This window comes from Paenibacillus sp. E194 (assembly GCF_000935845.1).
GTDB lineage: Bacteria > Bacillota > Bacilli > Paenibacillales > Paenibacillaceae > Paenibacillus_B > Paenibacillus_B alvei_B.
Genome location: NZ_JMDX01000229.1, coordinates 1 through 8,942, shown reverse-complemented (window position 1 = coordinate 8,942; position 8,942 = coordinate 1). Strand labels below are relative to the sequence as shown.

The window sequence follows — 8,942 nt, the reverse complement described above, 5'->3', positions numbered from 1 at the left end:
AATTAAAGACCACTGTTGAGATATCTCGACGGTGGTCTTTTTGTATATAAGGATTTAGGCTAGGTCTTAAGGATGGTTGACAGGGAATAAACGAACCAGTATGCTTGATTTTGCAAGCGTTTACATTTGGGGTGATTTATCTATGGAGGCATTGAACCACTACATAGTTTGGTAAAGACAATCAATCTAGCTTCATTATCTTTTGATATTTATGCAAACGTTTGCATCCATTTAGAGAGGAGAAATGTCATGAGGAAATGGAAGGCTTCGATCTCTGGTATGTTAGTTGGTGTCATGCTAATTAGCTTGATGCCAGTATGGGGAGGAGGGATGACTTATGCATTTTCTACATCTGCAGTCCAAGACTCCTTAGCTGAGAAGAAGAAGCAGCAACTACAGCCCAAATCAGCAGAACAGACAACGGCAGAAGACGCATTGAAGGCTGTTGATTGGAATATGGTGAAGCCATTAGGGTCGTCATCGACAGCAGGCTGGAATAGTGCCAAATTGGATCAGATGAAATTGACAAGCGATGCAAAGTATTTGTATTTCCGTGTCGATGCAGCTCATGCGGAGTCATGGCAGTATCTTGATATAGCTTTGCAGATCAATGATTTTGATTCCGGAGTCGCAACCAATCCTTATCAACGACAATTCAATTATAACCATACACAGCTGAAGCCGAAGTTCCATATTGTGATGGAATCGAAGAAAGGCGGCGAGGCGGCTGTATATGAGGGTGCCTCATCAACACCATTGCTTCATACAGGAGATTTACAAGGGGCATCCTTCCATGTTGCAGAGCAAGCCAAAGTAATGACTGGGGCAATTCCTTTGAATAAGCTTCAATTGAAGCTAAATGACACCGTCAAAGCGATTGTTGTTCTTAGCGGTGATCGCGCGGATGAGCATGGTGTATTCGATGTAATTCCCGAAACGGCAGACAATGAAATTGCGACAGGCTGGAATATGAAACAGAACCCGAACGGCTTATCTACCTATAGCGAGCCGTTTACGGTTACTTTTGCTCCAATCATTGATGGGGTTAAAGACAGTCTCTGGGACGATGTAGTGGCACTTGGTACATCTGTAACAGAGAGCACATATGGCGATACGAAGCTAGGTGCAATCAAACTGATCAATGATAGTAAGAAGCTGTATATATGGGTAGATGCACAATTGCCAAATTGGGGAGATAAGGGGCAGTATATTGATATTGCCCTCAATGTGAATCGTGTTGATTCAGGCATTGCGGACAATCCATGGAAAGCGCAATATAATTTTAGCGGTACAACGGAGAAGCCGCAGTATCATCATATGATGCGTTTGAAACAAAACAATGAGATAGAAGGCGCTGCTTTATATAAGGCCTCGGATTACAATACCCCCATTTTATCCACGTGGGGAGATCGTAAAGGATCAGAATTCGCTGTATCCAGACAGTCAGGATTTGAAGCGTCTATACCGCTGCATCAGCTCAAGCTAAAAAATAATGACGATTTGCGTCCAATTGTTGTTCTAAGCGGAAATGAGGACACGCATGGTGCATTCAATGTAATACCAGAAGATCCGGGGAATACACGAGCAAGTAGTTGGAATGAATCATCGAACCCGAATGTACAGCGTGTATATGCCGGAAATTACGAGATAAAGGGGATGAGTGACGCTCTGGAGCTGATTAGCACAGATCCGGCCAATAAACAGCAGCATGTAGCAGTTAATAAGCCGATTATCGTCACCTTCTCCGAACAAATTGAGATGAATGGGCAAGGCATCACGCTTGAGGATAAGCTAGGTGCGACCCAACCGATAGATGTGACGATAAAGGAGCAGCAGTTGGTCGTTACACCGAGTCAACCGCTGCGTTATGATACAGAGTATAAGGTTGTTATTCCAGCGGGAGTGGCAACGGGGAAGGACACGAATACACCGAACACAGCATATGAGTTTTCCTTTACAACCAAGGCTCGGCCTTCTATGCATGCTGCATGGATGGATCAGGATCATGAAGTTCGCGTTACATTGAAAGACATTGTTCCGAACTTGGATTACTCCGCATTTGCCGTATATGAAGGTACAACCAAATTGGAGAGCGCATCCTCTCAAGGCGAAGATGAGAAATCTGTGAAGATCCGTCTGTTCAATCCGGTTGATGATGTGTCAAAGGCATATACAGTACGCTATGAAGGAAATCCACAGAACATATATCGGGATATGCCGATCAAGATGCGTGGTATTTTGGATAGCTACGTATATGCTGGGGATGACTTAGGTGTTACGTATCATTCGACTTCAAGCAGCTTCAAAGTATGGGCGCCTACGGCTGCACGAGCTTCGTTAGCCTTGTACAATAGAGCGGACATGGCGAAAGATGTGCCTAGCAGGGAAGTCTCGATGCGTAAGGATGCAGCTACAGGGGTATGGGCCTCTAACGTGGATGGCAACTTGCATGGAACCTATTACATGTACAAGCTGCAATTCCCGGATGGTAGCACAACGTATGCACTTGATCCATATGCGAGATCGGCATCGGTGAACAGCGGGAAGTCGGCAGTTGTTGATCTTGCGGCAACCAATCCAAGGAACTGGGACGGGGATCGAAAGCCCCCATTCCTGGATCCAACAGACGCTGTCATATACGAATTGCATGTCCGTGATTTTTCAATTAATGAGAACTCAGGAGTATCGCCAGGCAGCCGAGGCAAGTTTACTGCCTTTACGGAAACAGGAACGACTTTGCCTGGAAAGCCAGATATAAAGACAGGGATCGACCATTTGAAAGAGCTTGGCATTACGCATGTTCACTTGCTTCCAACCTATGACTTCGGTTCGGTAAATGAGAAGCTGGTGGACGATCTAAGCTCGAAAGAACGAAAATTTAATTGGGGCTATGACCCGGTAAACTATAACATGCCTGAGGGTTCCTATACGACCAACCCAGCACAGGAAGACCCAGCGAAGAGAATTCGTGAGTTCAAGGCAATGGTGCAAGCGCTTCATGACCAAGGCATTCGGGTCGTGCTGGATGTCGTGTACAACCATACATTTGTAACCGGCCTGGAATCGGATATGTCCGTATTTGATAAGATTGTACCAGGTTATTTCTATCGGAGCGATGAGCAAGGCAACTTCACTAACGGCTCCGGAGTAGGGAATGAGATAGCAACAGAACGTCCTATGGTTAGCAAATACGTGCAGGACTCCGTGAAGTACTGGGCTGAGGAATACAATGTAGACGGATTCCGCTTCGACTTGATGAAGCTAGTCGATCTGCAGACGACACGCGCCATCGTGCGTGATCTGAGAGAGATTGACCCAAGCATCATAATCTATGGTGAGCCGTGGTCGGGAGGCAGCACACCGCTTGCTGCGGAATTGCAGATTGAGAAAGGCAAGCAGCGCGGAGAAGGATTCGCTGTATTCAATGACAATATTCGCGGGGCAATAAAGGGTGGAAGTGACGACGCTTCCAAAGGATTCGCGACAGGAGCCGAAGGCAAAGAAGCGGATGTGGTGAAAGGTCTGCTTGGTGCAATCACAGACTTTACGGCCTCCCCGACAGAGACGATTAACTATGTAACCGCACATGATAACTTGAATTTATGGGATAAGGTGCTGAAGACGCAGGGGAAAGATAAGGACATAAAACGAAATCCATTCGCAACCTTGACGGAGTCAAGTGTACTGGATAACGAGACCGTTAAGCGTTCCTTGCTTGCAAATGGTATTGTTCTTACGGCACAAGGCATTCCGTTCCTTCATGCAGGAGATGAGCTGCTTCGCAGCAAGTTCGGGGATCATAACAGCTATGAGAGCCCAGATGAGATTAATCAGATCGTATGGAAACAGAAGGCGGAGTACAAGCCAGTTTTTGATTATTTGAAAGGTCTTATCGAGCTGCGGACAGCACATCCAGCATTCCGCATGACAACGAAGGAAGGGGTGAAATCGAACTTACAAGTGTATCGCCAAGAAGGTCAAGTTATCGCATTCAAGCTGAATAACTATGCAAATGGGGATACGTGGCGCAATATCGCCGTCATTTATAACGGTTCGACTGCTCCGCAAGAAGTTACACTGCCCACTGCGGATGAATGGAGTGTGGTTGTCGACCATACGTCTGCTGGAGTGAAGACGATACGTACGGTGAAGGGCGGCAAGGTAGAAGTAGCCGGATTGTCCATGATGGTGTTGTACGATCAGGAGAATGGCTATACACCGATAGCGTCAAAGCTTGAAGTAGCACCTCTTACGCTTGGGTTAGAGCCAAGCGTAAGCACTCGCTTGACAGCAGTGGTGCGCGATCAGAAGGGTCGTCCTATGTTTACTGAGAACGTAACATGGGCATCATCCGATGCTGCGGTGGCCGTCATCAACAGTGGAGGCAAAGTAACGGCAGTGAAGGAAGGAGCCGCAGTTCTTACCGCAACCTCGGGCAATTTGAAAGCACAGGTAAATGTGACAGTAGCGAAGCTTGTTCCTACGACTCTGTCCATTAACGGTGCAGATTCAATCTTTGAGGGCCGCACATCACCATTTACAGTTGCCATCAAGGATCAATTCGGACAGACGATGTCTGGTGCAGCTGAGTGGAGCACGTCGAATGCATCAGTGGCTAGAATAGACCGTGCTGGGAAGGTAACAGGCGTGAAGGAAGGAACGGCGGTCATTACAGCTCGGGTTGGAGCAGCAGAGGCCTCGAAGAAGGTAGTGGTTAAGCCGTTCCTGAAGCGCTATGTACAAATCAACTATGTTCGTCCAGACGCGAAATACGACAACTGGGGATTATGGGTATGGCAGACAGGTGTAAAAGATGACGGTCATGAGTTCCAGCATTTTGACAAAGGAATGGCGACTGCCATGATTGAAATCGCTCCAGAGTCTGAATCGATTGGGTTTATCGTAAAACGGGGCAACTGGGAAGAGAAAGATATCGATGCCAATCGCTTCATTAAGACGAATTTGGATGACACGTTAACTAAGGTGTATGTATACAGTGGGCAGGAATCATTTCGGACGCTGCCTTCAGTAACTGGCCCAGTTCAAGAGAAGAGTCAGGTTGTGTTCTATTATCGGGATGAGACGTTGTTTGCGAGTGGAGCGCAGGATCGGATCACGCAAGCTGATATTGCGATCAACGGCAAGTTTTACTCGATGACGTACGATGCAGAAAATGAATGGTTCATCTACGTAATGAAGAACGCAGCGGAAGGCGAGTATACGTATAAATTCTCCATTACCAAGGATGGAGTAACAAACGAACTGAATGATCCGCACAATACCGTAAACGGACGCTCGATTGTCGTCGTGAAAGACACAGGAACGGATCCAGGAACAGACCCAGATACGAAGCCAGAAACGGGCATTGACAATGGAAGCGGCTCTGGAAACGGAAATGGCAGCAAGGATCGAAATGGCGGGGCAGCTCATCAAGGGGGAACAGAAGAGTCATTTAAGGGAATGACCGTCACGAAGGATGGCGTTCGTTATGAGCCAACAACGTTGAATCTTCTGAAGAATGCTGACGGAACGGCGACTGTTGAGCTGTTCATTCGCAATGAAGATATGGAAGAGATGTCACGTTTGACGGGTTCGGCAACAGAAATGAGAACTTGGACAATTGCAGCGCCGTCGGAGTCAGAAGACGTACGTATTCGAATCCCGATGAAGAAATTGAATCAGGCAATGAAGGAACATACGCAATTGAACATTGTGGTACGCTCGGGAGCAGGCAGCTATCAACTTCCGGTGAAACAGCTAGCAGATCTGAGCAATGGGAATGCATCACAACAGCTGACCGTACACATGATGAAGCCTTCGGCTGAATTGCTGAAGGTGCTTACATCTGCGGCATCCACACAGCCAGGGGCTCATTTGATGGGAGCTGTTCAGTTCCAGTTGCGTTTGGAGCAGGATGGGAAGCAGGAACCAATTCCTGATCGTGCAGGCAATCTTACAATGGGCTCCATTCGACTTCCGAGCAGCCAAAGTGCTGGGAAGATGACAGCTGTAAAGTATAATGCAAAGACAAAGACATTCTCATTCGTTCCGTCATGGATGGAGCGCACTGAGGGAGAATCGAATTCGGTAATGAACATGAAGCACGATTATAATGGTATCTTCGCAGTACTCAAGTATGCACCGAGCTTCCATGATTTGAATGGCCATTGGGCGAAAGCGAATATGGAACTGTTAGCTTCTAAGTTCATTATTCAAGGCAGAGGAAATGGACAGTATGTCCCGAATGATAAGGTAACTCGGGCAGAATTCACGTCCATGCTTGTGCGGGCATTAGGCTATGGCGATGTCCAAGGACAGAACCTGTCCAAGGATGCCTTCAAGGATGTGCCAGCATCAGCTTGGTATGCAGATGCACTTGCGACTGCGGTGCAATTAAAGCTTGTTGAGGGGGATGGTAACGGATCATTCCATCCGAATGCATCCATTACTCGCGAGCAATTGGGACAAATGCTTGGCAATGCTGCTCGACTTGCAGGTCATCATTTGGAACTCTCAACTGTGTTCCTCAATGGCTACCAAGACCGCACGCTGCGTCCTAGCGGCAACGCTACACGAGCAGAAGCGGGAGTTGCATTGACCAGACTTCTTCTTGCTCTACAATATATTGCTGAATAGCACGACCATCACTCCCGTGTCATCCGTAAGGACGGCAGCGGGAGTTTTATACTGGAACGAACGCAATCATTCATTAGCTTGTTTCAATTTGTTATTCACATGTGCATAATTGGACGAACATAGCGGTAAAATGTACACCATGTATATTTCGCAATGAACAAGCTGTGGAGAAGGGATAAATGAGTCTCCTTATGCACATTTAAACCCATCATTTATCCACGAGTGTGGAGAAGTTCCCAGGTATCCACATATAGAGTTTCACGAATAGGCTTACCATCAACTGTGTAATTGAATATATTGCGTAATTGAGATGGAATGAGCGTGTGCTTTTTAACCAAGAAGAAGGTTATCCACATCATCGTGTAGAATAGCTGATGAAATCGATCTAAAATAGTTGCAAAATCAAACGAGTGCGATATAATAAAAATAAAGTCAAAGAAAGTCAAAGTCAGACTAATAGTCAAAAAAGTTCAAAATATTGCGCCAAACTAGAATAAGTGAGGCTTATATTTGGTTAAACCTAATATAGAGACTGCTGCAGGCGGAAAGGGGGGAGAAGATGCGCAACATTTCCGACCTAATCGAGCACTACTTGAAGCATATATTACTTGAGAGTACGGAAGGTTCCGTTGAGATTCAGCGCAATGACTTGGCAGAACAATTCTCTTGTGTTCCATCGCAGATTAACTATGTGATCAGCACACGCTTTACGTTGGAGAAGGGTTATGTTGTTGAGAGCAAACGTGGCGGGGGAGGGTACATTCGCATCCAGCGAATTGACTTGCCAGCCCATCAAGCGATTCATAATCATTTATGCGAATCCATTGGGGAACAGATTGAGCAGAGTGCCGCTGAAGGTCTTATCTATCAACTGGAAGAAGCGGAATTCATCTCCCACCGGGAAGCGAATCTGCTGCGGGCTGCTGTTTCTCGGGACAATATAACAGTAAAGCTTCCCTACCGCGACGAGATACGAGCCCGGCTGCTAAGGTCGATGCTGCTGGCACTGCTTAGCAAGTAGAGATGTAAGAATGTGAGATGGATGCTACCTATAAAGGAGGAGAGACGGTTATGGTGTGTCAACAATGTGGTCAGAAACCGGCTACCCTGCATTTTACGAAAATCATTAATGGACAGAAGACGGAGTTTCACATTTGTGAATCATGTGCCCGGGAAAAAGGCGAATGGATTCCAGGCACGGCGAACGGATTCTCCATCCATAATTTATTGTCGGGATTGCTTGATTTCGATCTGACAGGGAGCAAACAGGGAGCTAAGGAAGATGCGAAGCCGCAGCCTATGCGCTGTGAGAAGTGCGGACTGACTTATGCACAGTTCGGTAAGCTCGGCCGCTTTGGCTGTGATGAATGCTACACCTTTTTCGGAGAGCGCTTAGATCCGCTATTGAAGCGGGTACATGGCAATACCGTTCACGTTGGCAAAATTCCGAAGCGTGGAGGAGGCCGAATTCAGCGCAGACGCGAGCTGGAAGAATTGAAGAAACAGCTGCAGTTCAGCATTTTGCGTGAAGAGTTCGAAGAGGCCGCAACCTTGCGTGACCGTATTCGCGAATTGGAGAAGCAGCCGCCAAGCGATTCGGAGAGAAGCAGTTCATAGCACCTAGGATACAAGCGCTAACGAGAGAGTAAGATGACAATAAGCAGTGCGAATTGGAAGGAGATGACGAGATGACAGAGCGACGATTTATTGAAGAAGCCCTAAGCGATTGGATGCGCGGCACGGGCCCAGATTCCGATATCGTCATCAGCAGCCGTATCCGTATAGCACGGAATATTAGCGGACTGCCGTTCCCGCTCTTGGCTACGAATCAACAATCGGCCGAGGTGTTGGATCTTTTGTCAGCAGTCATGAAAGACCCGGAATTTGCGCAATTGAATCACTTTCATGAATTAGAGCTGGCAGAGCTTAGCGATACAGAGAAGCAAGTTCTAGTAGAGAAGCATTTGATATCCCCGAGTTTGGCAAATGAGTCCCGCAATGGCGCAGTCATCGTCAGTGAGGATGAGTCGACAAGCATCATGATTAACGAGGAAGATCATCTTCGTATTCAATGCCTATTTCCAGGGTTGCAAATTCGTGAGGCTTGGGAGCAGGCTAACCGCATCGATGATGTGTTTGAATCGCAAATCGACTACTCCTTCGATGAGAAGAGAGGTTTCTTAACAAGCTGCCCGACGAATGTGGGAACAGGAATACGGGCATCGGTGATGATGCATTTGCCGGCATTGGTAATGACACAGCAGATTAACCTCAATGCTTCAGGCCGTTACCCAAGTTGGATTGGC

General features: G+C 47.0%; 3 protein-coding genes and 1 pseudogene. All 4 read left to right on the top strand.

Annotated elements, in window-relative coordinates:
* The first annotated feature begins 249 nt into the window (after positions 1-249).
* Positions 250-6,636 (top strand): type I pullulanase, encoded by a 6,387-nt coding sequence (gene pulA, locus AZ66_RS23275; protein WP_044357033.1) that lies wholly within the window; start codon positions 250-252, stop codon positions 6,634-6,636.
* 559 nt (positions 6,637-7,195) lie between these two features.
* Positions 7,196-7,657, top strand: coding sequence for a CtsR family transcriptional regulator (locus tag AZ66_RS23270; protein ID WP_021259816.1), 462 nt, complete (start codon positions 7,196-7,198; stop codon positions 7,655-7,657).
* A 50-nt stretch (positions 7,658-7,707) separates the two neighbouring features.
* Positions 7,708-8,253 (top strand): UvrB/UvrC motif-containing protein, encoded by a 546-nt coding sequence (locus AZ66_RS23265; RefSeq protein WP_021252490.1) that lies wholly within the window; start codon positions 7,708-7,710, stop codon positions 8,251-8,253.
* A 71-nt stretch (positions 8,254-8,324) separates the two neighbouring features.
* Positions 8,325-8,942: pseudogene (locus AZ66_RS23260) on the top strand (ATP--guanido phosphotransferase); the annotation flags it as partial.